The organism is Pseudomonas cerasi (genome assembly GCF_900074915.1).
GTDB lineage: Bacteria > Pseudomonadota > Gammaproteobacteria > Pseudomonadales > Pseudomonadaceae > Aquipseudomonas > Aquipseudomonas cerasi.
The window spans coordinates 923154-948199 of record NZ_LT222319.1 but is presented as its reverse complement, the minus strand read 5'-3'; the positions used below and the strand labels follow the sequence as shown (position 1 = coordinate 948199).

Annotated in this window: 18 protein-coding genes, 1 tRNA gene and 2 pseudogenes; 10 read left to right on the top strand and 11 right to left on the bottom strand. The window is 55.3% G+C overall.

Features of this window, described 5'->3' with window-relative positions; all coding sequences use genetic code 11:
* Positions 1–3 precede the first annotated feature (3 nt).
* Complete coding sequence (gene rfbA, locus PCPL58_RS06770; RefSeq protein WP_065349092.1) at positions 4–885, top strand: glucose-1-phosphate thymidylyltransferase RfbA; 882 nt, start codon at positions 4–6, stop codon at positions 883–885.
* 109 nt (positions 886–994) lie between these two features.
* On the opposite strand, the gene PCPL58_RS06765 is transcribed toward rfbA, so the two are convergent.
* From PCPL58_RS06765 to PCPL58_RS06735, 7 genes are all read right to left on the bottom strand, one after another.
* On the bottom strand, positions 995–2455 hold the full coding sequence (locus tag PCPL58_RS06765; protein WP_065349091.1) for a hypothetical protein: 1461 nt from the start codon (positions 2453–2455) through the stop codon (positions 995–997).
* Complete coding sequence (locus tag PCPL58_RS06760) at positions 2452–3306, bottom strand: polyprenol monophosphomannose synthase (RefSeq protein WP_046265874.1); 855 nt, start codon at positions 3304–3306, stop codon at positions 2452–2454. Before PCPL58_RS06760 ends, PCPL58_RS06765 begins: the two co-directional genes overlap by 4 nt.
* Before the next feature lie 9 nt (positions 3307–3315).
* Positions 3316–3804 carry a GtrA family protein gene (locus PCPL58_RS06755; protein WP_004419148.1) on the bottom strand — a complete coding sequence of 163 codons (489 nt, stop codon included), beginning with the start codon at positions 3802–3804 and terminating at the stop codon, positions 3316–3318.
* 271 nt (positions 3805–4075) lie between these two features.
* Positions 4076–6571, bottom strand: coding sequence for a glycosyltransferase family 4 protein (locus PCPL58_RS06750; protein ID WP_004419149.1), 2496 nt, complete (start codon positions 6569–6571; stop codon positions 4076–4078).
* Complete coding sequence (locus PCPL58_RS06745; RefSeq protein WP_004419150.1) at positions 6571–8511, bottom strand: class I SAM-dependent methyltransferase; 1941 nt, start codon at positions 8509–8511, stop codon at positions 6571–6573. The genes PCPL58_RS06750 and PCPL58_RS06745 overlap by 1 nt, the downstream gene beginning before the upstream one ends.
* Positions 8508–9725 (bottom strand): ABC transporter ATP-binding protein, encoded by a 1218-nt coding sequence (locus PCPL58_RS06740; RefSeq protein WP_004419151.1) that lies wholly within the window; start codon positions 9723–9725, stop codon positions 8508–8510. Before PCPL58_RS06740 ends, PCPL58_RS06745 begins: the two co-directional genes overlap by 4 nt.
* The gene (locus PCPL58_RS06735) at positions 9722–10516 is read right to left on the bottom strand and encodes an ABC transporter permease (protein WP_004419153.1); all 795 of its coding nucleotides are present in this window, start codon (positions 10514–10516) and stop codon (positions 9722–9724) included. Before PCPL58_RS06735 ends, PCPL58_RS06740 begins: the two co-directional genes overlap by 4 nt.
* Positions 10517–11027: 511 nt before the next feature.
* Between PCPL58_RS06735 and gmd the strand changes: the two genes are divergently transcribed.
* The 3 genes from gmd (at position 11028) to PCPL58_RS06720 (ending at position 14183) form a co-directional block, all read left to right on the top strand.
* Complete coding sequence (gmd, locus tag PCPL58_RS06730; RefSeq protein WP_003414986.1) at positions 11028–12059, top strand: GDP-mannose 4,6-dehydratase; 1032 nt, start codon at positions 11028–11030, stop codon at positions 12057–12059.
* Positions 12059–12955 (top strand): GDP-mannose 4,6-dehydratase, encoded by an 897-nt coding sequence (locus PCPL58_RS06725; RefSeq protein ID WP_065349090.1) that lies wholly within the window; start codon positions 12059–12061, stop codon positions 12953–12955. The genes gmd and PCPL58_RS06725 overlap by 1 nt, the downstream gene beginning before the upstream one ends.
* A 115-nt stretch (positions 12956–13070) precedes the next feature.
* Positions 13071–14183: a glycosyltransferase family 4 protein gene (locus PCPL58_RS06720; RefSeq protein ID WP_083188331.1), complete on the top strand. Its 1113-nt coding sequence runs from the start codon at positions 13071–13073 to the stop codon at positions 14181–14183.
* Between the two features lie 63 nt (positions 14184–14246).
* On the opposite strand, the gene PCPL58_RS32595 is transcribed toward PCPL58_RS06720, so the two are convergent.
* Positions 14247–15272 carry a methyl-accepting chemotaxis protein gene (locus PCPL58_RS32595; protein ID WP_371834269.1) on the bottom strand — a complete coding sequence of 342 codons (1026 nt, stop codon included), beginning with the start codon at positions 15270–15272 and terminating at the stop codon, positions 14247–14249.
* A gap of 1371 nt (positions 15273–16643) precedes the next feature.
* Between PCPL58_RS32595 and PCPL58_RS06710 the strand changes: the two genes are divergently transcribed.
* Complete coding sequence (locus PCPL58_RS06710; RefSeq protein WP_065349088.1) at positions 16644–17765, top strand: J domain-containing protein; 1122 nt, start codon at positions 16644–16646, stop codon at positions 17763–17765.
* A 117-nt stretch (positions 17766–17882) separates the two neighbouring features.
* Positions 17883–17959, top strand: a tRNA-Met gene (locus PCPL58_RS06705).
* A gap of 152 nt (positions 17960–18111) precedes the next feature.
* Here PCPL58_RS06705 and PCPL58_RS06700 read toward each other — a convergent pair.
* Entirely contained in the window at positions 18112–19008 is an 897-nt protein-coding gene (locus tag PCPL58_RS06700; RefSeq protein ID WP_065349087.1) for a LysR family transcriptional regulator, read from the bottom strand.
* A 130-nt stretch (positions 19009–19138) separates the two neighbouring features.
* Between PCPL58_RS06700 and lldD the strand changes: the two genes are divergently transcribed.
* Both lldD and PCPL58_RS06690 read left to right on the top strand, forming a co-directional pair.
* Positions 19139–20281, top strand: coding sequence for an FMN-dependent L-lactate dehydrogenase LldD (lldD, locus tag PCPL58_RS06695; RefSeq protein WP_065349086.1), 1143 nt, complete (start codon positions 19139–19141; stop codon positions 20279–20281).
* A gap of 131 nt (positions 20282–20412) precedes the next feature.
* The gene (locus PCPL58_RS06690) at positions 20413–20676 is read left to right on the top strand and encodes a hypothetical protein (protein WP_016567218.1); all 264 of its coding nucleotides are present in this window, start codon (positions 20413–20415) and stop codon (positions 20674–20676) included.
* Positions 20677–20841: 165 nt separating this feature from the next.
* Here PCPL58_RS06690 and PCPL58_RS32590 read toward each other — a convergent pair whose 3' ends face one another.
* Together PCPL58_RS32590 and PCPL58_RS32585 are read right to left on the bottom strand one after the other, a co-directional pair.
* Positions 20842–21630, bottom strand: a complete 789-nt coding sequence (locus PCPL58_RS32590; RefSeq protein WP_370683524.1) for a methyl-accepting chemotaxis protein — start codon at positions 21628–21630, stop codon at positions 20842–20844.
* A gap of 117 nt (positions 21631–21747) precedes the next feature.
* Positions 21748–22722: pseudogene (locus PCPL58_RS32585) on the bottom strand (cache domain-containing protein); the annotation flags it as partial.
* Positions 22723–23101: 379 nt separating this feature from the next.
* Here PCPL58_RS32585 and PCPL58_RS32580 point away from each other — a divergent pair.
* Positions 23102–24121: pseudogene (locus tag PCPL58_RS32580) on the top strand (methyl-accepting chemotaxis protein); the annotation flags it as partial.
* A 39-nt stretch (positions 24122–24160) separates the two neighbouring features.
* Positions 24161–25024 carry a methyl-accepting chemotaxis protein gene (locus PCPL58_RS32575; protein ID WP_370683523.1) on the top strand — a complete coding sequence of 288 codons (864 nt, stop codon included), beginning with the start codon at positions 24161–24163 and terminating at the stop codon, positions 25022–25024.
* Positions 25025–25046 lie beyond the last annotated feature (22 nt).

The following is a 25046-nucleotide window of genomic DNA, read 5'->3' as shown; positions in this document are numbered from 1 at the left end:
CTCATGGCTCGTAAAGGAATCATTCTGGCTGGTGGATCGGGTACCCGTTTGCACCCGGCCACGCTCTCTGTCTCCAAACAGTTGTTGCCGGTGTACGACAAGCCGATGATCTACTACCCGCTGTGCACGCTGTTGCTGGCCGGGATCCGTGACATTCTGATCATCTCCACACCGCAGGACACGCCGCGCTTCTCGCAGTTGCTGGGCGACGGCAGCCAATGGGGCCTGAACCTGACCTACGCCGTACAGCCAAGCCCGGATGGGCTGGCTCAGGCGTTCACCATAGGCGCGGACTTCATTGGCAACGATGCATCGGCACTGGTATTGGGCGACAACATTTTCTACGGGCATGACTTCCAGTCGCTGCTGCTCAATGCCAGCAACCGTGAGTCGGGTGCCTCAGTCTTCGCATATCACGTGCAGGACCCCGAGCGTTATGGCGTAGCCGAATTCGATGACAGTGGCCGAGTGCTGTCGCTGGAAGAGAAGCCCAAGGTTGCCAAGTCGAATTACGCCGTCACCGGCTTGTACTTCTACGACAATCAGGTGGTCGATCTGGCCCGCCAGTTGAAGCCCTCCCCACGCGGCGAGCTGGAGATCACCGATCTCAACACGCTGTACCTGGAGCAGAAGCAACTTCACGTCGAGATCATGGGCCGTGGCTATGCCTGGCTGGACACCGGCACGCATGACAGCCTGTTAGAGGCCGGCCAGTACATCGCCACGCTGGAAAGGCGCCAGGGCTTGAAGGTCGCCTGCCCGGAAGAGATCTGCTACCGCGCGGGTTGGATTGATGGTGCGCAGCTTGAAAAGCTTGCACAGCCGTTGATCAAGAATGGCTACGGCCAGTATTTGAAGAACGTGCTGAAGGAAAAGGTCTTCTGACCTGAATCTGACGCTTCGAGATGCCAGATCGATAAAGGGCGCGATACCGTTTTTAACGGTATCGCGCCCTTTCGCTGTTTAGCGCTGCTGACAGGAGTTACATCTGGAGTCAGTTGACTTCAAGCACCATCTTGAGCAGTTTTTTCTCACCTACAACGATAGGTTCGGCCTTCTTGACAACCAGTTGGTTATCACTTGTGACACCGAAGTTACCAACGATCTCGTTTACGCAAAGCTCAGTGGTGTCGAAGAAGCAAAGCGCCGTAAATTCGCCTTTGCCCTTTGTCGTTGCCAGGAAGTCATCTCTGAGGACTCCGCCACGAAACGCAGCGCCATAGACCGGCAAATCAGGCTGCAGATGCTTGGTTTCGAACAGAGCAGGCCAGACATCCCAGAAACCTCCGGTAATCACCTCTGCTTTCTCTTCTACAGCCCGCTTGGCTACGGCCTCGGAATTAGAGCGCCAAGGTGCAGCAACCAGCTCGTCATAGTCTGCACCGAAGCCACGCGAAGAAACAAATACACAATAGATCAAACCAAGACCTGGGATGATCAATGCATATTTATACTGACCGAGCATCAGCATGCGCGTTATAATAAACCCCATAACACTGGCGATAATAAGCTCGCTGGTGAGGAAGTAACGAATGTTATAAAGATTCATCTGCAGCCATACGGTGTTGGCTAAAAGGACAATAATTCCTAATCCAACGCAAACCACAGCACTCAGTTCGAGAAATTTCTTTTCGGCCAACACCTGATAACTGATAGCTGTCATCGCCAAGAAGATAAGGAACGCACCTAAATTCAGATTCTGGTAGATGCTATTCAGGGACTCAATAATTCCCTGAAGCGAAATCAACATACCAAAGTCTGTAGAAGCCACTCCAAATGTCTGGCTGTGGTAACGAGCAATCAGAATAGCCAAACCGTTGATAACAAAGAACGAAAGGTATCGTTTCCAGTCAGGCCAGCGCAAGACACCCAACAGAAAGATGACCGGAATGGCGTAGGTCAGTAACGCGTAGTTTGTAGCGTAAGCAACACTGCATACGAATAAGGCGATGACCATAATGGCCGCCTTAGGCAGTTGTGAATAGGTCAGCGCATAAGCGAATGCCAGCATGACCATCGAAGTGCCAAATGTATTGTGCTGGACGTAGAAATTGAACTTACCATATTGGCTCAGGCAGGCGAGGACGATGATATTGGTGATTGCAATCGCGACCAGCAGAAACCTCGGGCTTCGGTTAAAGAAGATCAAGATTCCCAACGGAGAAAGGTACGCAAACATGCTTCTAAAAAAAACCTGTACCCTGAGATTGGTGTCCACGTCCGAAAATGGAGAGGCCAGTGCAGGTATGACATTCAGCAAGCGATCCTGGCCCCAAAAATACCAAGTCAGTTTCTGAGTCGAAATAAGCGAAGTAAGAATCCCGTCTCCGTCCTGAAACCCTGCCAGCGCCTGGGTTAGCGGGAGTACCGCACCCGCAACAATACCCGACAGAATAATAAGCAGAACGCCTAGCAGTAGCTGGCTACGATTATCGCTGGTTGATACGACCGTCATGCGCCTTTCGCACCGATCTGACGATTCCCACAGCTCAGACACACTTCGTCCTTGGTGCCTTTTGCACCCGGCTGATCGGCTTTGATCAACGAGAATTCACATTGGCATTTTTCGCATTTCATTATCACGTTGCTCACAGCAGGAGAAACTTTGGTGAAATGACTGATTGCCGTCAGCCTGAGCAAATTAGCGATACCGCGGAAGATCTCCAGTGGAGGGATCTTCGACACACCTGCATTGCGCTCATGGAAATGGATTGGACGCTCGGATAGCTTCAGGCCATGTCGATAAGCCTGAACAATCACCGCGAGGAAGAATGAGTAGCCACCCACGACCAGCGTGTCGAAGTCGATTGCATTCAACCGGCTGACGCGAAACGCGCGAAAAGAGGTAGTAAACTCGGTCAGCTTGATGCCCAGCAACAGCCTGGCGGCTTTGTTTGCTGCCTGACTGACACGCAGACGATAACCTGTGTAATCACACTTTCCACCTTCAGCGTAACGAGAGCCGATGACAAGGTCAGTAGTGGCATCCAGAGCGCCAATCAGCTTCGGGATGTCGGCGGGATCGTGGGAGTGGTCGCCATCCATGGTGACAAGAATGTCGTATGAATGAAAAATCGCATACTTCCATGCCAGAAGGTGGGCAGTACCCAACCCTAGCTTTCCTGGACGTACGATCACTTTCAGGCTTGGTCTGGCCAAGGTGGCCAGAATATCGAGGGTGCCATCCTTGCTGCTGTCATCGACCACGAGGATGTCCGCATCGGGTGCGGCAGCGGTGATCCGCTCGATCATGGACGTTACGTTGCCGGCCTCGTTATAGGTGGCAAAAAAAATCAATTTTTTCATTATTTTTGCTTAATTCTGTTCAATTGGTTTGGGTTTCGGAGACAGCATTTTCCAAACGAAGTTATAGGACATGAAATAATTCCAGAGCGAACCGACCACGATGCCACACAGCGCGGAAATCATAGGCATTTGTATCCGGTCGTAAACTTCTCCAGAAATCAGCAAGCTCAAACCCAGCCCAAGAGAAGTGATCGTCAGATAGATCAAATACCCGGCAATGATTCGCTTGCCTGCCAGACTTGTCTCACGATAAGTCGACTTATTGTTCATCAGATAATTGAAACTGGCAGCAACGATCATCGCGCCTGCGTTGGCATACCGGAAGCTGTCCGTCGAGGTCAGCATGAGTGTCTTGAGAATGCTCATGTGTACCAGAACGCCAAGTGATCCGACGATCAGGAAGGAGATGAGTGATAAGGGAAATATCCCTCGAGTAAGTCTGTAAACGAGGTTGGCGATTCTTCGTATTAATGTAGGTATCACGCTGCTCACTACCATATTGAAGGTTTTGACGCTGACAAGCGCTGATTAACGCGCAGAAATCGCCCAAAAATAGACGCGGAGGATAGAGTTTTTAGCGTCTTTAAGCAAGCAACATGGCGTTACATGCCTACCGTGTAGCGGTATTTAAAGGCTGTCAGATAGCCGTTCTGATGGGATATTTGCGGCTGCAGCACCAGCCCTTGGCCCCCGACAGCGGCTCAGTCCTGGGCGCGATGCGGCGCCCAGGTTCAAATCGGCTGTATGGCAGTATTTTCCAGGACGGGTACTAAACGCTGAACATCAGTGCTTTTTTCAGTTGCGCAGCACTTTGCTCCCAAGTCAGCCAAGGCATGTCACCGGAGCCCGGATGCTTGTCGTCTTTGTGAAGGTCAAGCCACGCCGTGATCGCGGCGCTGATATCAGAATCGTTCATACCGCTAAAGTAGAATGCATGATCAAGTGCGATCTCTCTGAAAACCGGCAGATCACGAACGATCATCGGCAGCCCGTACTGAGCAGCTTCAATCAGTGGCAAGCCAAACCCCTCGCCCTCGGATGCTGCGATCAAGCAGGTAGATGCTGAGTAAATCTTTTCGAGGTACTCATCACTGATGCCTTCCAGCCAGAAAAGCCTATTGCCTTTCTCGGGATGATTTTCAAGGCGTGCGACCAGCTCGTCGACAAGCCAGCCCCGTTTCCCGACGATGACAAGATTAATGTCCTGCCCCTGCTCCCAGAGACTTTCAAAAGCAGAGAGCGTTTGCGCATGCCCTTTGCGCGGCTCTACGGTACTGACCATCAGGAAGCTTGGCTTCTGCGCCAGACGTGCCAACAGCTCCCCTGCATCATCGGGCAGACCTGCAGAAGGCAGGCTGTTGTCGATATCGGCCCCCAGGTGGAAGCTTTTTACACTCGGCTTGTTGCCTGCGCACTTGTCAACATTGTCAGCAAGCCACTGCTTCAATTCATCCGCAACTGCACCCGATATACAAATCAGACTGCTAGCTACCATGCTGATTTTCTGCAGCCAGTCGTTGAACAACTCAGCATTCGGCGCCACCCACCAGTCAGGGCGGTGGAACAGCAGCAAGTCGTACACGATGTAACTGACCTGTACGCCCATCTGCCGCATCTGACTGTGCAGCGGATAGAGCTGACTGGCCAAGTGCATGTTCAAGTCCAGAGACAGATAGATGTCGTCTTGGGCGAAGTCGATAATTGCATCTGTCGTTTCGGAAAACTGATCATAGATGCGGGAGGCAAAGGCATTAGCATAATAATACTGGCCATCCGCGAAGTAGATCGGACGAACAGTCAGGCCTGCTGGTTGGTCATTCAAGAACTCATGGAGCAGACTGCGTACGACGCGTTGAATACCTGATTTGGCATCACTGTGAACGATGCTGGATACATCAAGCAACAACTGCCTGTGATCAGCACCTGCAAAGTCGAATGCGATACTTTTCGCAACCTGAAAAAGCTCGATGTCAGTAGGCGCAGTGTCCGAGAGTGAAATCAGTCGCTCCAGCAATGCAGCTCCAGGATCAGGCAGGTCAGGCTGATCAGCAGCAACCGACGAATGCCTCGACTCCAAAGCTTCTATGGCTTTTTTCGCAGACTCATCCCACGAAAACTTCTTGCACTGCTCCCCTGCATTGGTAAGCAATCTTGAGCGGAAGCCATCGCTTTCTAGACCTTCTAGCATTTTCGCAGCGATGGAGCCGACCGAGAAGGGGTCGAACAGCGCTTCGTCGAACCCTATGACTTCCGGAACACTGCTGCAGTTAGAACCGATAACCGCAGCGCCACATGCCATGGCTTCCAGCACCGGAAGACCAAAGCCTTCATGGGTCGACGGGAAGACAAATAGCTTGGTCAAAGAGTAGAGGGCAATCAGGTCTGCATCATTGACGTAGCCAGTCAGTACCAACTCCGAAGCCTTGACGCCATATTGCTCTGCGAAGGCGAGCAGCTCCATTCGCTGCTGAGCATGCAGCTTGCTTGCGATTACCAACTGGTGCCTGGCCTTAAGCGCGCTGGGCAACGTGCTATAGGCTTCAAGCAAGCGAGCGAAATTCTTCCTGGGGTCGAAGCCGCCCGGCGCATAAAGAATGAACTCGCTTTTCACGCCCAGACGCTCAAGTATCGCCGAACTCTTGCTCAGATTCACATCATCGGGAATAAACTGCTCACCAATAGCCGCGGAAATATTGGCTATCTTTGCTTGGTCAATGCCTAGGTGAGTCACCGCTTCCTGACGCGAGGAATCGGAAATGGCCAGCAAAGTATCGGCTTTCTTCAACCAGTCTATTTTACGGTGGTAATAGTCTTTCAGCTCTGCAGTAGGAAGATAGACATCCTCGTTCATGAACGGAATCAGGTCATAGAGGATTACTGCGGTTTGATGCGTTGCCGGCACAGCCCCAACGGACGTCACTGCGTTGGCCCAATAGCCTTCAAACAGACTGCTGACCACTACCGCATCGGGTTTCAACGTGGACAAAAAGGACTCTCTGATGACTTCAGATGCTCTCGCCACCCAAGGAGTCGGGTTCGCATCACCCGGAACGTCAAATATACGTATGCGGCTCTCAGGAATAAGACCAGCAAAGGCAGCCCTTATGTCAGGAATGCTTTCCGACATGCAGTTGTTCAGGGCTAGCCATATCTCATGGCTCCCGGCATTTCGTGCGATGGCCTGAGCCAATGACAGAGAATAGCGACCAATACCGCGAAAACGACTTTCGGACTGAGCGCCCTGTAGATCAATGACAATACGCATTAACGGTTTTCCTTGCGCTCAAAAGCCAGCTTCAAATCGGAATAAACACGCGCCACCCTTGGGCTTGCTGTCGGAAAACCATCGTCAGTCGCCTCTGTTGCAGCCGTAACAGGAGTCACTTCATGAGGCCGAGGCTGAATAATTCCGTGACGCAGGGCAAATTGCCTGACGCTATTCAAAAAATTGGGATATGCCTGAGCTTTATTGACAAGACGCGTGCGTAGGCGCGGCCTATTCAAAACAAAGCGTATCGAGCGGGCCAACACAGAACGTACCACTCGTTTGAAGAGACTCGAAGGTACTCTGGACGCTTTGCTGGATAAACTGGCCGACGTGCGAAGCGGCCGAGTTATCCGCCATGACCTACTATTTTCAAACTGTGCAATACGCGCCTCATAAGCGGTTGCTGTAAGCCACCAATGATGCGCATTGTTCAGCGATTGATCCAGTTGGGCTTGAATCTCATGCATCTGCGCTTGTTCGACCTGGTTCTCGTTGGCTTTCAGCCACCAGTGATGCGCATTATCCAACGATTCCTTGAGACGGGCCTGGAGCTCATCGACCCGCGCTTGCGCAGAGACTGCGTCTGTCACTTTAGTAACGCCGGTATCCTGCTGCAATTGCGTAACCTGCGCCTGAAGCTCTTTCAGGTAAGAAAACGCTTCATTCAAGCGCGCTTCCGATTCATTCATACGCAACTGTGCAGCTTCTTGACCCAGCTGAAAACTATGAACGCGCGACTCAGCCAGTTCGGCACGCAGTGTCACCTCACGTATCCTGGCTTCAACTTCGTCGTTATTTTGCAGCGCGTGCACACTGCTCTCGAGGTGCTTGCCTTGCTCCTGAACATGAGAGAGCTGATCACGCAGTTCAGCGTGGGTCGCAGCACCCGATTCTTCCAGCGTACGCGCAATTTGCTCAAGTTCCTGGCCGCGTTGCTGAACCTGGTTCAACTGCTGACGCAGTTCAGTCTCGGTCGCAGCACCTGACTCTTCAAGCGCACGCACAATTTGCTCAAGCTCCTGACCGCGTTGCTGAACTTGGTTCAACTGCTCACGCAGTTCAGTCTCGGTCGCAGTACCTGACTCTTCAAGCGCACGCACAATTTGCTCAAGTTCCTGACCGCGTTGCTGAACCTGATTCAACTGCTCACGCAGCTCAGCGCATGTAGCGTCACTCTTTTCAACCCAGCCTGCCACTTGGGAGTCATAGCGACGCGAAAGTGACTCCAGCGACATGCCGTACTCTTTACCGAAAACGGCGTCGAATATCTCCAGCTGTTCGGGAGCTGCCGCTTTTTGCGCGACGATCGCGTAATCCGGACTGACGCCGTGCAGCACGCTGAACAGATCGACAGGTCCGCCTTCGGACAGCGCGACGGGCTCTTGAAGACGCAGCAGCTGAGAGCGACTAAACCGAGAGTATTCAGTCAGAAAGCTCAACAGCAAATGCGGTATGGGGCAAGTATGGGTAGGGTCCAGATAAAATGTCTGCGTGCCCACCACAAGATTTTCCGAGTTGGGCGTTTCCAGAATAAGCAGACCGGCAGGTTTTAGTACTCTCAGCGCCTCGGCAACCAACACTTTAAGATCGCCAAACGGGATATGCTCGGCGATATGAAAACCAGAAATAACTGTCATGCTTTCATCTGGCAAGCTTCTCAGCTTTTCCAGTGCATCCATGTTTTCGACCGGCAATCCCAACGCCGTACAGGCCTCAAGCATACCCACATCAAGATCGATACCAAGCGCCTGAAAGCCGTTTTGAATAAGAATTTCCAGCCACTCACCACGGCCACACCCCAAGTCCAGTGCCTGAGATTCCGGATAAATCTGCTTTAAAGGTTCCAGGAAAGGAATGTAAACCTGCTGACGCTCATGGATCAACTCACGCGAGCCACGATAACGGTCTTCAAAAGCACGATAGAAAGGAACGGTCATCTACTGCACTCCACAACAGGCGGCAGCCATGCCAACCCAACAAACTCGCTTTGCGAGATATTGACTACATTGAACACGACCGTCAGATCTACCCATTCATAATTGCGTGACAAGTGACTGTCCGTTGTGTGGAGTGCCACCGCAACCGAATACGAGCCCACCCCCAGGTTAGCTGGAAAATTGAAGGAGTAATCCAGCGACTCTCCTCCCTGCAGATCAATGACCTTGCAGTCCATGTGATGGGTGTTGGTGCCGTAGACAGGCTGCCCCAGGCGATCTTTGATGAGATAGCCTACGACCAGCTCAGGAATTGCACTATTGACCTGAGCATTGATGCGCAAAGACACTGGCTCGCCGACAGACACATACTCAATACGCTCGCCGGCAGCATTGTGCAGGCTGACGGAGCCGATAGTGGCCTCTCCGCTGCCTGAGCGAGTCTGCATCGAACCATCCTCAAGCTCTCGGACCTGAACCGTTGCGTTTTCCTTTTCAGCAATCAATGCATTATAAAAATCCATGACCTCTTCAGGCTTGCCGTCTTTTATCACCGTACCTTTTTCAAGCAATATTGCTCGGCTACAAAGCGCCTGAATGGAACCTCGGTCGTGAGACACGATAAGCAATGTCGTTCCCTGAGCCTGGAACTGACGTATACGCTCGAAGCTTTTATGCTGGAAGTAGCTATCGCCAACAGATAACGCCTCGTCAACGATAAGTATTTCAGGCCTGATAGCTGTGGCAACCGCGAACGCAACCCGCATCTGCATACCACTCGAATACATCCTCACTGGCTCGTCGAAGTAATCGCCAATTTCCGCGAACGCCTCGACCTCATCAATGACACCGTTGATCTGTTCGGCACTGAACCCCATCAAGCCGGCGGCATGATAGACGTTCTGACGCCCGGTCAGGTCGGGAGTAAACCCCATCCCCAGCTCGAGAATAGCGGCAATACGACCGTTGACCTGAACATGCCCCTCAGTAGGCTGCAAAGTCCCGGTTATCATCTTGAGCAGCGTCGACTTACCCGCCCCGTTTTGCCCGACAATCCCTATTGCCTCACCTGGCTCGATCGAGAAGCTGATGTGCTTAAGCACCCAGTGCTCTTCACTTGGCTTGGTGGGTATGCCAAACCAGCGAGCGATGCGCTGAAACTCAGAGGCGTAGACGCGATACGCCTTTCCCAGATTACTGACACTTAGCAGGCTCATAGTACATCCACCATTTCCGGCGCCGCCCGGCGAAACATGAAGAGACCCAACAGCATTAACCCGGCAGCGACAACGGCGATGACGGCCATACTTTGCAGATCAGGCGCTCGCGCATAAACCAGAACATCGTGATAGGCACTGACGATCGGGAACATGGGATTGATGCCCATGACACTCTTGAATTGTTCAGGGATGATGTTGAGCGGGTAGACAATCGGGGTAAACCAGAACCATACCTGCAGCAGAATGGGAATGACCTGGCCAACGTCGCGTATGAATACGTTCAAGACGCCCAGAATCAACCCCAGCCCTACGGCCAGCGCAGTAATCACGATAGTCAGCGGGATCAGCCACAACATTTGCCAGTGCGGCCATTGCCCCAACGCAGCGAAGACCAGCAAAATGGCTGCGAACAACAGTACGTAGTTGAGCAGGCATGAACCCGCGACAATCACCGGCAGTGTGATGCGCGGAAAGCGCATCTTCTTCATCAGGTTGCCCTGGTCGATGAACAGCGTCAGGCAACGACCGATGATCTCTGAAAAATAGCTCCAGGCCAGCATACCGGCCATCAGGTAGACCGCGTACGCATACTTGTTGTCGATGCCGGGTAGTTTGGCAGCCAGAACGTTGGAGAGAACCAGCGCGTAGATCGCAACCTGTGCCAGCGGGTTGATGATCATCCACAAGCCACCCAGGCGGCTGCGGGAGAATCGTGCGGAAAACTCATTGCGTATAGATGAAAAGACGAATCCCCGGTAACCCCAAAGGCTTCTGAACAGCTCCAACATTGATGACTCCTGAAAAGGGTGAAGTCGTGCTTACCCTGAGTGTTTCCGTTTCGCGCAACGTTACTCAGGGTCTCGGTCGAGGCTCGCCCTGTGAGAGGCATACGAAGCCGCGATACGTAAAAAGCAGAAAAGGTTTCTGGGGGCGCACTATATCGCCTTCGCTGGAATAGTCACCGTCTAGTCTACAAATCCCCGCTTTATAGTTGAATTGTTCATGAAGCCCAGCCGGGTCTAACGGTGGAAAACATCGAAAAATCAGCTATTTTCTGGCAAGCCAGCGCCCGTTTGAAAAATGACGGAGATTGAAGACTCCCAATGATGCCTCATGGCCATAGCGATTGCACCGCCAGACACTCGGGATCGCGGATCACTCACTCTTGAAAGCTAAGGATCTATGGGTGAAACAGTCGTATATAGGCTTTCTAACCTGTATCATTGCACACCAGACATACAGTACAAGCCTCGAGAATAATCCGGGGCCCCGTTCTTCGATGGAGTTAAAAGACATAGCATGAAAGCAATCATTACCGGCATTACTGGTCAAGACGGCGCTTACCTGGCTGAGCTGCTGCTCGAAAAAGGCTATACCGTTTACGGCACCTATCGCCGTACCAGCTCCGTCAATTTCTGGCGTATAGAAGAGCTCGGGATCCAGAACAACCCTAATCTGCATCTCGTCGAGTATGACCTGACTGACCTGTCTGCCAGCATTCGCTTGCTGCAAACCACTGGCGCTACCGAGGTCTACAACCTCGCGGCACAAAGCTTCGTGGGTGTGTCGTTTGAACAGCCGTTGACCACTGCCGAAATCACCGGCATCGGCGCAGTCAACCTGCTGGAAGCCATCCGCATCGTCAACACCAAGATCCGTTTCTACCAGGCATCGACTTCCGAGATGTTCGGCAAGGTCCAGGCCATCCCGCAAGTAGAAAGCACTCCGTTCTACCCGCGCAGCCCGTACGGCGTCGCCAAGCTCTACGCTCACTGGATGACCATCAACTACCGTGAGTCGTACGACATTTTCGCTACCAGCGGCATCCTGTTCAACCACGAGTCGCCACTGCGTGGCCGTGAGTTCGTGACCCGCAAGATCACCGATTCGGTTGCCAAGATCAAACTGGGCCTGATCGAGTCGTTCGAACTGGGCAACATGGACGCCAAGCGCGACTGGGGTTTTGCCAAGGAATACGTCGAAGGCATGTGGCGCATGCTGCAGGCTGATGAGCCGGACACCTTTGTCCTGGCCACCAACCGCACTGAAACCGTACGCGACTTCGTGAGCATGGCATTCAAGGCCACTGGCGTGACCATCAAGTGGGAAGGCGAAGCCGAGTCGGAAAAAGGCATTTGCGCAGACACTGGCAAGGTACTGGTTTCGGTCAATCCGAAATTCTACCGCCCAACCGAAGTCGAGCTGCTGATCGGTAACCCTGCAAAAGCCAAGGAAGTCCTGGGCTGGGAACCGAAGACCAATCTGGAAGAGCTGTGCCGCATGATGGTCGAAGCGGATCTGCGTCGTAATGAAAAAGGCTTTTCGTTCTGATGAGTATTGCTGGCAAGCGCGCATTGATCACCGGAATCAACGGCTTTACAGGCCGTTTCATGGCGAACGAGCTTGCCGCCCAGGGCTGTGAAGTCCTCGGCGTCGGCAGTCAGCCTTCGGACAGTCCCGGCTACTACCAGGTGGATCTGGCAGACGTGGCAGGTCTTCGCAAGCTGCTGGCAGACACTCAGCCGGATATCGTCGTGCACCTCGCAGCATTGGCGTTCGTCGGGCATGGGGCAGCGGATGCTTTCTATCAGGTCAACCTGATCGGCACCCGCAACCTGCTCGAAGCGATCGATGCCTGCGGCAAGGTGCCTGACTGTGTGTTGCTGGCGAGCAGCGCCAATGTCTACGGCAATGCTTCATCCGGCATGCTGGATGAAACGACTCCGCCCGCACCGGCCAACGACTATGCCGTGAGCAAACTGGCAATGGAATACATGGCGAGCCTCTGGCAAACCAGGTTGCCCATCGTCATCGCCAGGCCGTTCAACTACACCGGCGTCGGGCAGGCAGAGAACTTTCTGCTGCCCAAGATCGTTTCGCACTTCGCACGCAAGGCCAGCATCATCGAACTGGGCAACCTTGATGTGTGGCGTGATTTCAGTGACGTGCGCGCTGTTGTCAGCGCCTACCGCGGTCTGCTGGAAGCCCGCCCGGTCGGGCAGACGATCAACGTCAGCTCTGGCGTGACCCACTCGCTGCGCGAAGTGATAGACATGTGCCGGGACATCACGGGCCAGGATATCGACGTTCAGGTGAACCCTGCGTTTGTCCGGGCCAATGAGGTCAAGACCTTGTGCGGCAACAACGCTCGCCTGCGCGCGTTGGTCCACGACTGGGAGACCCCGCCGCTTCGGGAAACCCTGAGCTGGATGTTGCCCTCCGCTTGATTGGTGGGCAGTTACAAAATAAGGCCTGTCTACCTGGTAGACAGGCCTTTCCTTTTTAAACACCCTTAAAGCCCGTGGTGAACGACTCAGCACGCATGGCTGAATCAGGCAGACGATGATCAAGGTTCTACACTTCTTCAAAACCTATTACCCGGACAACACCGGCGGGATAGAGCAGGTCATTTTCCAGCTCGCTCAGGGCTGCCGTGCGCTGGATGTAGAAAGCCAGGTGCTGACGCTTAGCCCATCCCCCTCACCCGCTCGCCTGCAGGTCGCCGACCACCAGGTCACGCGCGTGAAGGAAAACTTCAATCTGGCGTCCACAGGCTTTTCTGCCAGTGTCTTCAGTCAGTTCAGGGAAATGGCCGCAGAAGCCGATCTGGTTCATTTTCATTTCCCCTGGCCGCTGATGGATCTGGTGCATTTCGCCACCCGCCATGGCCGGCCAACGGTGCTCAGTTATCACTCGGACATCATCAAGCAGCGCACACTGCTGAAGCTGTACAGCCCGTTGATGAACCAGTTTCTCAAACGCATGGACCGCATTCTGGTGGCCTCGCCCAATTACCTGCAGACCAGCGAGACCCTGAAACCCTTCGCCGACAGGACCGTAGTCGTGCCCTACGGGCTGGATCAGTCGGCCTATCCGGTGGTCCCGGCGCAGAAACGTTCAGAATGGCAACAGCGCGTGCCGGGCAAGTTCTTTCTGTTCGTCGGCGTGCTGCGCTATTACAAGGGCCTGCACACACTGCTCAGTGCCTTGGAGGGCGTTGATTACCCGGTGGTAATCCTCGGCGGCGGGCCTCAGGAGGCCGAGTTGAAGGAGCAGGCTGAGAAACTGCAACTGCGCAACGTGCTGTTTTTCGGTCGACTGGACGATGAAGACAAGGCGTGTCTGCTGCAGATGTGTTATGCCCTGGTCTTCCCTTCCCACCTACGCTCGGAAGCGTTCGGCATCTCGCTGCTTGAAGCCTCGATGTATGGCAAGCCGATGATCTCCTGCGAGATCGGCACCGGCACTACCTACGTGAATATCGACGAAGAAACCGGTCTGGCAGTACCACCGGAAAATCCGCTGGCGTTGCGCGAAGCGATGCGCCGCTTGTGGGAAGACCCGGAGCAAGCGGCCCGCTTCGGCGAGAACGCGCTGGCACGGTTCCACGAGGTGTTCACCGCAGAAAGAATGTGCGCGTCGACTGTGCAGGTTTATCACGACCTGCTGAAATGAATGTCGTCTCTCGACGAATAAAAAAGCCCCATCACTGGGGCTTTTTACTGACCACCTGGCGTATCACCCCAAGCGAAACCGCGCCGTATTGTCATTCAGCGCCCGACTGCCCTGACTCAAGGTATCCGCCGCCTGATTGACCGCACGGGCACCTTCCAGCAAACGCCCTGCGGCCTGATCGACCTGCTGGATGTTGCTGCTCACTTCATCAGCGGTCGTCGCCTGTTCTTCCACGGCGGTCGATATCTGCGCCAGCGTATCGGTCACACCCTGCACTGCTATGGCGATTTCGCCCAGGCGGACGCCCAGACCGGTCACCGACTGCGCATCGTTGACGGCTTGTCCACAGGCCGCCTCCATCAGGTTGACTGCCTGCGTCACGGTGGAGCGCAAGCTGTCGACCGTTCCGGCGATCTGAGCGGTCGAGGCCTGGGTGCGCTGGGACAGGCTGCGCACTTCATCGGCAACCACCGCGAACCCGCGGCCTTGCTCACCGGCGCGCGCCGCCTCGATGGCTGCGTTGAGGGCCAGCAGGTTGGTCTGTTCGGCGATGCCGCGAATGGCATCCACCACCGACTGGATCTGCTGGCCCTGCTCGCTGACGCGGCCCAGCGCAGCGGCAGTTTCGGTCAGCCGCTGATTGAGTTGCTGGATGCTGTCAGTGGTGCGCTGGCTGTCCTGGCTGCTTTGCTGAGCAATCTGACGCGTCTGCCTGGCGCTCTCCGATGCCTGCTCACAGCTTCTGGCCACGCCCTGGGACGTGGCAGCCAGTTCGGTGGCTGCTGCAGCGATCTGACTGATCTGCTGTTGCTGGTCCTCGACTTCGGTGAGCGTCCCGCTGGACTGAGCACTGAGCGTCAGCACGGCGTCGCCGACGCGAACGGTTTCCTGATTGACGCCCAGCAGACTGGTACGCAGTTGCACCACCGCGACGTTCAGCGCGCGGCTGATGGCAGCCAGCTCGTCACGCCCCTGCACAGCGACTTCCACACACAGATTGCCGTCACGCAGGGATTCAGCCAGCGTGGTGATGCCTCTGGCGCTGTTGCGAATCGAGGATTGCAGACAGGCGAACAGATAGATCGCCATGATCACCAGAACACAGAAGACCAACGCCATCGGGATGAACTCCGTGTTGGAGCTCTCATGGTAGTAATCGAGGCGTCCGTTGAGCGCCTCAAGCGACTGCCTGCGCAACTCCGTCGTGCTGCCGGTCAGGGTGTCGATGCTCTTCTCGAACTCTTCCGGCTTGAGCTTGATACTGCCGCCGAAAACACCGTCATCAATCACCTTAAGCTGTGCTTCCAGCACTTGCATTACTGCAGCGTACTTGTCGGCCCAAGGCTGTAACTGCTCGGGAAGCTTGGACAGCAGCAGGCCGGCAGCCTTTTGCATCTGGTCCTTGGAGTCATCGATGCGACCACGCAGGTCGCGCATTTGCAGACGGCTCTGCAAGCTGAACTGACCCGATGCCACCGACGTCTGCCCCACACTCGACAGACGACCGATACGCTCGATCAGGTCCGGCACTTGCTGAGTGGAGAGCTGCATGAGCATGTAGGTTTCAAGCCAGGGGTCGAGAATCAAACCGCTGTCCATTGCGATCTGCTCGCGCAGTGCCTGAACCAGGTTCAGCACCGTAGTGAATCGGTCGTAGCCATCAGGCCACCAGCCCACCGTGCGCAATGATGCCGTGTCCAGACCGGTGACGGCGGCTTGAAGCGCCTTGAAACGGTTCATGGTATCGGCAGGTGCTTTTTCTTCGACCAGTACCGCCTGAATGCCCTCAAGCGCCTTGGCAATGCGAGGGATGCCTGCATCGACGCTGGCCATGGCAGCCTTTGCAGCCGGAGTCGGCTCGCGCAGGATGTCGGCGGCTTTCCAGCGTGCGGCATGATCGCGCTGGGCGGACAGCTCGACGTTCAGATCGTCGAGCGCCAGCAACTGACGCACGCCGGATTGCTCCCCGGAAATGACATCAAGCTTGTTGCTGTACTCCTTGGTGATGACCCATGCGCTGCCCGCCAGCGGCAACATGAACAGCAGGAACAAGACCTGAAACTTGCGAGCAAAACCAAAATGTCCCATCAGGCGCATGCCTGGTGACAAAAGACTGTTCATGTCCTGCGACTCCCGGTGAACACCTGCCAGATCTGCAAAAACAGAGGCGATGCCTTTTGTTGGAAAAACACTAACAGCAAAATGCCATGTTCTTGTTTCAATGGCGATACGCGTCGCCTCAGATTGGTACGCAAAGTGTCGCCATTCATTGTTTTTGGCGTCAAAAAGCTTCTCAAACGAGCTATCAGGCACATCCAAGCAAGAACCGGACCGCTCGGCAGACGAAAAGAGTGCTTTACGGCAGCCATTTATTCATCCCGCAAAAAGGTCGAAAAAAGTAGACTGGAGAACGACAATCGACCACCACGCAGCAGTGCTCTCGCCATCAAGGAGGTCTTCATGACCACCCCACCCGCCTCGCCACGCATCGTCGCGCAACCGTCCAGGCCGCAATTGAGCGCCGGTCAGAAGAAATTCAACACACTGATGGAAAAGCTCGAAGCCAGGCGCAAGCTTTTGCAGCAGTGGCTCTCGATTTCAGCCACCTGCGAAAAGCTGTGGATCGAAGAACTGGTTCCGATGCTCAGTGAGCAGGCCGCGAACGAGATGAACAAGCTGCGCTTGCTTGACGTAGCTTTCGATCAGTTCCGCCTGGCCAAAAAAGACAGAGCCACGCTACTCGATATTATCTGCGACCTGACCACATCGCTCATTGGCGGCGAACACGATGAAGAACTCAAGCATCTCTACTTCAAATACACCGGCAACGACTACGACGAGGAGGAGCGCCTGCAAAGACAGCGGTTCAAATCATCGCTGGAAGAAGATCTGGGCGTGGAACTGGACGACGATGTCGACCTGGACTCTCTCGAAGACGTGACCCGGCATGTTGAAGAGAAGCTGAGAGATCAGGCCGAGCAGGCGCAAGGCGCACAGGAGCCGAAAAAGCCGACGGCCAGCGAACTGCGTCGTGAGCAGGAAGAGGCTGAAGGCAGCCAGTCACTGCGCGAAATTTACCGCAAGCTGGCCAGCGCGCTGCACCCGGACCGTGAACAGGATGCCGATGAGCGCGAGCGAAAAACGGCGCTCATGCAACGGGTCAACGAGGCCTATGAAAATGACAACCTGCTGGCGCTGCTACAGATGCAAATGGAGATCGAGCAAATCGATCAGAGCCACATCGACAGCATCTCCGACAAGCGCCTCAAGCATTTCAACCGGATCCTGAGCGAACAGCTCAGAGAGCTGGAAGACGAGATCCACGATCGCAAGATGCTGATCCGGGAACAATTCCTGATGGACCCGTACGAGGACCTCAAACCCAAGACTGCCAACACAAAATGTGCCAGGCAGGTCAAAGCCATACGGGAGCATCTCGACGAGGAACAGGACGAACTGCAGTTACTGACCGACCCGAAAAGCCTTAAAGCCTGGCTCAGGGATCAACGGGAGATGGCCGAGATGCTGGAGAGAGTAGAAGAATTCGATGACCTGGAAATGCTGGAGACCCTGTTGCGCTGAAAGCCCGAAAAACCTGACTCCAACCCGGGCTTCGACCTAACCGGTTGATCGCACGCAATTATTTTTCACAACAACGCTTGACACATATGCGTTCTCCGAGAATAATGCGCGCCACTTGGCTACATAGCTCAGTTGGTTAGAGCATAGCATTCATAATGCTGGGGTCCGGGGTTCAAGTCCCTGTGTAGCCACCAAGTACCGATTCACAGTTTTGTTCTGATAACTGTGAATCAACAAGAAGCCCGCCTCGTGCGGGCTTTCTTGTTTCTGGCCTTCCCGTTTTGTCACCACTCTTATGCCTCCCTGCGCATGCTTCAATCATGCCTCCTGGATGATCCGCGCAAATTCAGGACGTCGTCGGGAGGCGGGTTTCCCTGGCGAGGGTCAACCAGGCCTCGGCCGCAGGTGACAAGTGCGCGTTCTTGCGCCATGCCAACACCATATGCCAATCCGTATCCGGATCGTTCAGCGCAACCAATCGAATCCCGTCGTGATAGTGCTTCTGCGCCAGCATTCTCGGCAAGAATGCGACACCCAACCCTGCCGAGACCAGATCTACAATAAAGTCGACCTGACCACTGCGTGCAGTCACTTTGGGCGTAACGCCCTTGCGGTCGCAGGCCAGTTTAATCATGGTGTTCAGTGCAAACCCCGCCTCGAAGAGGATAAACGGCGTTTCGGCCAGGTCTTCAATGACGACTCGTTTGCGCTTGGCCAATGGATGGTTCGCTGCCATGACCACCACCACGGGCTCGATACGCACATCCTGGTAATCGAACTCTTCACTGAACGAGTTCATCTTCAGCAGTGCTGCCAGCTCTACTTCTCCCGAAGCCAGGCACTCATGCAGTTTGCTCGCGCCGTGTTCGGTGAGCTGAATATCGATATCCGGATAGCGGGCGCGGTATTGAGGGAACATGGCGGCGAAAAGCGCACCACTGCCCACGGGAGGCAGACCGATGCGCAACACGCCGCCCTTCAAACCACGCAGGTCGTTGAGCTCGGTCAGCAGATCGTTGCGCTCGGCCAACAGGGTCAAGGCGCGGCGGTAGACGATTTCGCCGGCGGCGGTCAGTTCGCTGCGGTGGCCAATGCGGCTCAACAGCGGCGTGCCCAATTCGTCTTCAAGGGTCTTGACGGCCTTGCTGACGGTGGACTGGGTGAGCGATACCACGTCAGCGGCCTGGGAGAAGCTACCCTGACGTACCACTTCGACAAAAGTGCGTAATGTTCGAAGGTTCACAAGTATTCGATTTCCGACTGAATTCAAGTTGTATTAGTTGTTTTGATCATAGTCGGTTTTTCCGTAATCTGAACCTGCCGCTCCCCCCTGGCGGCCTTGGTTCGTAGATTTATTCGCTCAGGAAAACGTCATGATTATTTCTTCGGCATCCGATTACCGTGCAGCGGCCAAACGCAAACTCCCGCGTTTTCTGTTTGATTACATTGACGGCGGTGCGTATGCAGAGCACACGCTGCGTGCCAATGGTTCGGACCTGGCCGATATCAGCCTGCGCCAGCGCGTCCTCAAAAATGTCGATAACGTGAGTCTTGAAACCAGGCTGTTTGGCGAAACCCTGGCCATGCCGATTGTCCTCAGCCCCGTGGGCCTGAGCGGAATGTATGCGCGCCGGGGTGAAGTGCAGGCAGCCAAGGCCGCGGCGAACAAGCGGATTCCATTCTGCCTGTCGACGGTGTCGGTGTGTTCGATTGAAGAGGTAGCGTCGCAGAGCAAGCAGGCGATCTGGTTTCAGCTCTACGTGCTCAAAGACCGTGGCTTTATGAAAAACGCTCTGGAGCGTGCCAAGGCGGCGGGCGTCACGACGCTGGTCTTTACCGTCGACATGCCAACACCCGGTGCGCGTTATCGCGATGCGCACTCGGGCATGTCCGGGCCTTATGCCGCGCCTCGACGCATTCTGCAAGCCATGACCAAGCCGGACTGGGCGCTGAATGTCGGCCTGCTCGGTCGCCCTCATGATCTGGGCAATATCTCCAGATACCTGGGCAAGGCCACCACGCTGGAAGATTATGTGGGCTGGCTGGCGAACAACTTCGACCCGTCCATCAGCTGGAAGGATCTGGAGTGGATTCGTGAGTTCTGGCAAGGCCCGATGATCATCAAGGGCATTCTCGATCCGCAGGATGCCAGGGATGCGCTGAGTTTTGGCGCGGACGGCATTGTGGTATCCAACCACGGCGGACGCCAGCTGGATGGCGCGCTGTCCACCGCCAAGGCTTTGCCGCCTATTGTTCAGGCGGTCGGCAGTGACCTGACGGTGCTGGCCGACTCCGGCATTCGCTCGGGTCTTGATGTGGTGCGCATGCTCGCCCTCGGCGCCAAGGGCATATTGCTCGGACGTTCGATGGCCTATGCGCTGGGCGCCGATGGGCAGCGTGGCGTCGAGAATATGCTGGATATTTTCGCCAGGGAAATGCATGTGGCGATGACGTTGACCGGGGTGACTTCGATTGAACAGATCGACGAAAGCATTCTGGTTAAATCAGCTGTTTGACAGCCGCGGCTGGACTGGATCGTGACTCGAGTCGGCCTTTCGACGAACTGCATTTTTCACTTTGAATGTCTGGTCTATGCTCGAAAATGATGGCTCAAGACGAGCCAGCATTTCTCATGACGGAGCAAAGCATGCGTAAACTTGTACTCTCAATAACTGCCGCCCTCTTCCTGACAGGTGCTGTAGCGCCAGTCGCCTTTGCAGAGAGTGAACTGGAAAAGGGTGTCCGGCACGATAACCGTGAGCTGGATAAAGGTGTCGATCATGACGCCAAGGAAGTGGACAAGGGCGTGAAGCACGACGCCGACGAAGTCGACAAAGGTGCGAAGCATGACGACAAAGAGCGTCACAAGGCTGACAAGCACATCGATAAAGAGGTTAAAAAGGATCTCTGACCAAAAAGCCTGCCACCGAGCAGGCTTTTTTCATGGGCGGATTGCACTGGACGGTCCAGCAGGGCTGCTGAAACATCCACGCACTGGTGCTTTTACTCTTTCGCTTTTGAAGACCGGGCCAACTACCAAGTGTCAGTGGCCCGACCTCTGTTACTGGATATACGGTCAGATCTTGAAACTGTCGACCAGTTGTTTCAAACGCCCGGCTTGTTGCGAAAGCGCAGCACAATCCTTGAGCGTTTCATTAAGGTTGGCCACGCCTTGTTGATTAAGCGTGTTGATCTGATTGATATCGATATTGAGTGTTTCCACAACAGCAGTCTGCTCTTCTGTCGCAGCGGCGACCGATTGATTCATGCCATCGATATCGCCGATGCGCCGTGTTACCTCGCGCAGCCGACTGCCCGCCTGATTGGCAACTTCGACACTTTCCTGACTCGACGTCTGGCTTTCATTCATGTTGAGCACTGCATGCTGAGAACCGGTCTGCAGACCGCCAATCATCTTGTGAATCTCGTCGGCAGAGGTCTGGGTACGATGCGCGAGGTTGCGTACCTCGTCGGCAACTACCGCAAAACCGCGTCCGGCCTCACCCGCGCGGGCGGCTTCGATGGCGGCGTTAAGGGCCAGCAGGTTGGTCTGTTGCGAGATGCCTTTGATGACATCCAGAATATGGCCGATGTTTTCGGTGCTGGCGTTGAGTTGCTCGATCTGCGTGCAGGAATCACTGATCTTGGCCGACAGCGCGCTCATGGCGTGGATCGTTTTCTCGACCACTACCTGACCGTCTTCTGCCTGGTTGCGGGCCTCACTGGCCTGGATCGAGGCGTCCGATGCGTTGCGGGCAATCTCCTGGGTTGCAGCACCCAGCTCGTTGATCGCTGCAGCGACGTTGTTGGTTCGGGCACTCTGCTCATCGAAACCGACGATGGACGAGTTAGAGGAGTTGACCACCCGTTGCGACAGGTCATGCACCTGAAGCGTCGCGGAGGACACTTCGACGATGGACGCGTGCACGCGCTCCACGAACTGATTGAACGAACCGCCCAGTGCGGCGAACTCGTCCTTGCCCTGAATACTCAGGCGCCGAGTCAAATCACCCTCGCCCTGGGCGATGTCCTGCATCGCACGGCCCATGTCGGTCAGCGGGCGCATCAGCGCACGAATGAGCAGGCTCAACAGCAACGCAATCACGGCGACTGCAATCAGCACGGCAACCATCGCCGAGCTGCGAAACTGGCTTAACGGCGCATAGGCCTTTTCCTTGTCGATCGACAGACCAATGTACCAGTCAGCCGAGGGCAGCCCGGTGATGGGGGTGAATGACAGCAGCCTTTGCTGACCATTAAGGGTCACCTCACGCAGGCGCGCGTCCAGGCTAATGGTCTGGCCAGGGTAGACGTCCTTGAGGTTTTTCATTACCTGTTCCTTGTCCGGACTGACGATGATCTGTCCGTCGCCACTGACCAGAAAGGCGTAACCCAGGCCACCGAACTCGACCGAGTTGATGATCTTGACCAGCGTGTCGAGGCTCAGGTCGCCGCCGACGACACCCGTGACTTGACCTGCCGCCTTGACCGGGCTGGCGATCGTTACCACCAGGCCACCCACGGAAGCCAGATACGGCGCGCTGAGAATGGTCTTGCCTGCGTCGACGGTGGACTTGTACCACGGCCGCTGGCGAGGGTCGTAACCCGCAGGCATGCCCACATTGGGCCGTTGGGTGAACGCGCCTTTGCTGTCACCGACATAGGTGAACTGAAAGGTCGATACCAGCGCAGACTGCGATACCAGCCCGCTGAGGTCGGAATTGACGCCCTGAAAAGCTACGTTCTGGGTGAGATTTTCCAGCACCAGAATGCGCCCGCTGAGCCAGTTCTGGACGCTGCTGGCAGTCAGTTGACCCGCTTGGCCCACGGAAGACTCGAGGTTCTGGTTGATGGTCTTGCGTTGCAGGTAATCGTTGTAAAAGGTGAACAAGGCGAACGCCAGCACCACTACACCGGCCGCGGCCAGCAGAATCTTATGACGAAACTTCAAATTCATGACAAGGCATCTCAACAGGACTGCTGGAAGCAGGCTCGAATGTCAAAGCAAGTTACGACACAAAAAATGTCATGCCCTGCACCCACAATGAGCCTGCAACGGATAGGGTTTTAATCTCGCAAACACAGCCGACAGTGTGCAGCTCCTCCTGGAATGCGGCGTTTCTAATTCAATGACTTACGCGTTGCTTTATAACGCTGTGCCGGCGCAAATGATATGCCCGGGGAAAAATATTCGGAGCGTGTAGGAACTTTCTTTATTTTTTATTTCAGCTTGGCCATTCCCTGCCGATAGTGTCTGTGTACCTCACCTCACCCTGACCTGTATGCCATGCCTTTCAGGGATAAAACCGTTTTAATGGCAGTTGTTGGAGAATTTAATGAGTAGCTGGTTTGCAAACATCAGCGTGAATATGAAACTGGCTCTTGGCTTCGGTCTGGTACTTGTTTTTACAGCCATTCTTGCACTGACTGGCTGGACCAGCATGGGCGGGCTGATCAATCGCAGCAACTGGATGAGTGACATCACTTCACTCAATGCACAGTTGACCAAACTGCGCGTAACGCGCCTGCAGTACATGGTGGCCGACGGCGACGAGAAGGTTGCCGAAACCGTGCAGACCTCGCTGGACAGCTTCAAGGCGTATCAGGAAAAACTGCGGGCCTCGTTCAAAAGTCCCGAAAACCTGAAAATGCTCGATCAGTTGGGCATCGTGATCGCTGACTACCAGAAGTCCCTCAACAACATGCGCAGTGGCTATAAGGCCAGCACCGCTGCACGCGATGAACTGACCACCCACGCGAGCAAAAGCCTCGCGGTGTTCGAGCAGCTCGTGACTGAAGTCAGAAACATGGACCCGGCTGACGCCAACCGATTCGAGCAGTACCGACTCGTCACCGATGCCAAAGATGACTTGAGAGTCGCGCGCTATGAAGTGCGCGGCTACACCACCAATGCCACGCCCGAGACCGAGCAGGCAGCTGTTTCGAAACTGGATTCGGCCATCAAGGATCTGGACGCGCTCAAGACGACCTTCAGCGGCACTCAGGCCGATCAGCTCAGGCAGCTGGAAACCTCGTTGATGGCCTATCGGACGACCTTGCAAAACTTCAAGGCGGCCACGGGCACGATTGTCCAGGCGCGCAAAGAAATGACCACGCAAGGGCAGGATATCGTCAAGATCAGCGAGGACATGTACAAGCTGCAACTGGATCGCCGCGATCAGGAAAGCGCACAGGCGCGTACCACGCAGATCGTCTGCACATTGCTGGCTATGATTCTGGGCATCATCGCCGCAGTGATCATCACCCGGCAGATTACCCGTCCCCTGCAGGAAACCCTGGCGGTGGTCGACCGTATTGCATCGGGTGACCTGACTCAGACCCTGGCCGTGACGCGCCGTGATGAGCTCGGCGTTCTGCAACAAGGCATCCAGCGCATGGGCAGCACCCTGCGCGAGCTGATTGGCGGTATTCGCGACAGCGTCGTACAGATCGCCAGTGCCGCCGAAGAGCTGTCGGCGGTTACCGAACAGACCAGCGCTGGCGTCAACAGCCAGAAAGTCGAAACCGATCAGGTCGCCACCGCCATGCACGAAATGTCGGCGACGGTTGCAGAAGTGGCGCGCAACGCCGAACAGGCCTCGCAGGCCGCCTCCAACGCTGACCGCGAAGCGCGTGACGGTGACAAGGTGGTGGGTGAAGCGATCGCCCAGATCGAGCGTCTGGCCAACGAAGTGGGTCGCTCCGCCGATGCCATGACTCAGCTGGAGCAGGAAAGCGACAAAATCGGTAAGGTCATGGACGTCATCAAGGCGGTGGCCGAACAGACCAACCTGCTGGCGCTCAACGCTGCTATCGAAGCGGCACGTGCGGGTGAAGCCGGACGTGGTTTTGCCGTGGTTGCCGACGAAGTCCGCGGCCTGGCACAACGTACGCAGCAATCCACCGTGGAGATCGAAACACTGGTCGCTGCGTTGCAGAGCGGTACGCGCCAGGTGTCCAGCATCATGCTTAACAGCCGCGAACTGACCGTCAGCAGCGTAACCCTTAGCCGTAAGGCTGGCACGTCGCTGGGCAGCATCACGCAAACGGTGTCGAGCATTCAGGCGATGAACCAGCAGATTGCCGCCGCCGCTGAAGAGCAAAGCGCGGTTGCTGAGGAAATCAGCCGCAGCATCGTCAACGTGCGCGATGTCTCCGAGCAGACCGCTTCGGCGAGCGAAGAAACCGCTGCGTCCAGCGTCGAGCTGGCACGCCTGGGCGGGCAGTTGCAGACAATGGTCAGCCACTTCCGGATCTGATCACCCTGCGTTGACATCAAGC

What these genes read in the sequence shown, in the direction of transcription:
- PCPL58_RS06760 (WP_046265874.1), bottom strand. Translation starts at nt 3,306, where the DNA reads ATGAAAAAATTGATTTTTTTTGCCACCTATAACGAGGCCGGCAACGTA.
- gmd (WP_003414986.1), top strand. Translation starts at nt 11,028, where the DNA reads ATGAAAGCAATCATTACCGGCATTACTGGTCAAGACGGCGCTTACCTG.
- PCPL58_RS06710 (WP_065349088.1), top strand. Translation starts at nt 16,644, where the DNA reads ATGACCACCCCACCCGCCTCGCCACGCATCGTCGCGCAACCGTCCAGG.
- PCPL58_RS06725 (WP_065349090.1), top strand. Translation starts at nt 12,059, where the DNA reads ATGAGTATTGCTGGCAAGCGCGCATTGATCACCGGAATCAACGGCTTT.
- PCPL58_RS06740 (WP_004419151.1), bottom strand. Translation starts at nt 9,725, where the DNA reads ATGAGCCTGCTAAGTGTCAGTAATCTGGGAAAGGCGTATCGCGTCTAC.
- PCPL58_RS06745 (WP_004419150.1), bottom strand. Translation starts at nt 8,511, where the DNA reads ATGACCGTTCCTTTCTATCGTGCTTTTGAAGACCGTTATCGTGGCTCG.
- PCPL58_RS06755 (WP_004419148.1), bottom strand. Translation starts at nt 3,804, where the DNA reads ATGGTAGTGAGCAGCGTGATACCTACATTAATACGAAGAATCGCCAAC.
- PCPL58_RS32595 (WP_371834269.1), bottom strand. Translation starts at nt 15,272, where the DNA reads ATGGCGATCTATCTGTTCGCCTGTCTGCAATCCTCGATTCGCAACAGC.
- rfbA (WP_065349092.1), top strand. Translation starts at nt 4, where the DNA reads ATGGCTCGTAAAGGAATCATTCTGGCTGGTGGATCGGGTACCCGTTTG.
- PCPL58_RS06735 (WP_004419153.1), bottom strand. Translation starts at nt 10,516, where the DNA reads ATGTTGGAGCTGTTCAGAAGCCTTTGGGGTTACCGGGGATTCGTCTTT.
- PCPL58_RS32575 (WP_370683523.1), top strand. Translation starts at nt 24,161, where the DNA reads ATGGGCAGCACCCTGCGCGAGCTGATTGGCGGTATTCGCGACAGCGTC.
- PCPL58_RS06765 (WP_065349091.1), bottom strand. Translation starts at nt 2,455, where the DNA reads ATGACGGTCGTATCAACCAGCGATAATCGTAGCCAGCTACTGCTAGGC.
- PCPL58_RS06720 (WP_083188331.1), top strand. Translation starts at nt 13,071, where the DNA reads ATGATCAAGGTTCTACACTTCTTCAAAACCTATTACCCGGACAACACC.
- PCPL58_RS06690 (WP_016567218.1), top strand. Translation starts at nt 20,413, where the DNA reads ATGCGTAAACTTGTACTCTCAATAACTGCCGCCCTCTTCCTGACAGGT.
- PCPL58_RS06750 (WP_004419149.1), bottom strand. Translation starts at nt 6,571, where the DNA reads ATGCGTATTGTCATTGATCTACAGGGCGCTCAGTCCGAAAGTCGTTTT.
- lldD (WP_065349086.1), top strand. Translation starts at nt 19,139, where the DNA reads ATGATTATTTCTTCGGCATCCGATTACCGTGCAGCGGCCAAACGCAAA.